1 protein-coding gene and 1 pseudogene are annotated in these 1615 nt (G+C 74.1%); both read right to left on the bottom strand.

The window, feature by feature from the left end; translation table 11 throughout:
* A pseudogene (locus ACXAID_RS28040) lies at positions 1 to 365 on the bottom strand (type II secretion system F family protein); the annotation flags it as partial.
* Positions 362 to 1534 (bottom strand): TadA family conjugal transfer-associated ATPase, encoded by a 1173-nt coding sequence (locus tag ACXAID_RS28035; RefSeq protein ID WP_475025427.1) that lies wholly within the window; start codon positions 1532 to 1534, stop codon positions 362 to 364. The pseudogene ACXAID_RS28040 and the gene ACXAID_RS28035, both read right to left, overlap by 4 nt.
* Between the last annotated feature and the right edge of the window lie 81 nt (positions 1535 to 1615).

Below are 1615 nucleotides of genomic sequence, written 5' to 3'. Positions count from 1 at the left end.
CGGCCCACGGGGCCACCCGATTCGGCGGCGGCCGACCTGACCGCCGCAGCCGGGTGCGAACCGACCCTCAGCTCACCGACGAGGATGTCCAGCGCTTCCTGCAGTGCCGCGGCCTGCTCACCGCGCGTGCGACGCCGGCGTGCCGCACGCCGGCGTAGCAACACCGTCGCCGACAGCAGCCCCACCGCAACGACGACGCTGAGCGGCAGCACCACCCACAGCACCGCGCCCGCACAGACCGCGCACGGCAGCAGCGGGGGTCTGAACCGCTGCGCGCGACCGGCCGTCAACGCCTGCGCCCGGTGCCGCGCCGAGGCGGGAGCGACCAGCAGCGCCAACCCCAACGCCAGAACGGCGGCGCTCAACCCTGCCTCCGCGCCCGGACCAGGGACTGGAAGTGAGGCAACCCCGGTCCGGCGCCGACACCCGACTGCCAGCAGGGTTGCACCTGCACCCAACCGTCCTCGGCGCGGCGCAACACGCCCACCTCGGTCAGCCGGCGGCAGCCGGCACGGTCACGGGTCACATGCAGGACCACCTGGATCGCCGCAGCAAGTTGGCTGTGCAGCGCTGCGCGGTCGAGGCCGCCCAGCGCGGCCAGTGCCTCGAACCGGGCCGGAACCTCGGCCGGACTGTTCGCGTGCACGGTCCCCGCGCCTCCGTCGTGGCCGGTGTTCAACGCGGTGAGAAGATCGACGACCTCGGCGCCACGCACCTCACCGATCACGATCCGGTCCGGCCTCATCCGCAGCGCCTGCCGGACCAGATCGCGCACCGTCACCGCCCCGGCCCCTTCCACATTGGCGTTTCGGGCGACCAGCCTGGCGACATGCGGGTGTTCGGGCGCCAACTCGGTGGCGTCCTCGACGCACACGATCCGCTCGGAACCCGAGACGGCGCCGAGCAGTGCGGCCAGCAGCGTCGTCTTGCCGGCGCCCGTGCCCCCCGAGACGATGAACGCCAGCCGCGCTTCGAGGACATCGGCCAGCAAGCGGCGCGTCTCGGCGTCGACGGCACCCGACCCGACCAGCGCGTCGAGGTTCTGCGTGGCCGGGCGCAGCACGCGCAGCGACAGATGTGTGCCGCCGACGGCTACCGGCGGCAGGACGGCGTGCAGGCGCACCGCCAGTGGCCCCTCGGAGCCTCCCGCACAGGTGAAATGACCATCCACCCACGGCTGGGCTTCGTCGAGTCGGCGCCCCGCGCTGAGTGCCAGGCGCTGCGCGAGCCGGCGCACCGCCGCCTCGTCAGCGAATCGCACCCCGGTCCGTCGCAAACCGTGGCCGTCGTCCACCCACACCGCATCCGGCGCCGTGACCAGAACGTCGGTGGTCCCCGGGCCGCGGACCAGGGGCTCGAGGATCCCGGCCCCGACGAGTTCGGTCTGCAGTTGCCGCAGACCGTCCAGCACCGCGGTGTCACCGAGCACACCGCCGGACTCGGCCCGGATCGCCGCTGCCACGACGCTGGGCCGAAGCGGTGCCCCCTCGACGGCGAGCCGTTCCCGCACCCGGTCGACCAACGACCCGGTCATGCCGCCTCCCCCACCGCGGCCGGTTGCGGGCTGTCCCCGAGAACCGCCAGCACGGTGCGGGCGGCTCGGGCCAGCGGGGAC

It is taken from the genome of Mycobacterium sp. ABE4_509 (genome assembly GCF_056160785.1).
This window is presented reverse-complemented; position numbering and strand designations above follow the sequence as displayed.

What these genes read in the sequence shown, in the direction of transcription:
- ACXAID_RS28035 (WP_475025427.1), bottom strand. Translation starts at nt 1,534, where the DNA reads ATGACCGGGTCGTTGGTCGACCGGGTGCGGGAACGGCTCGCCGTCGAG.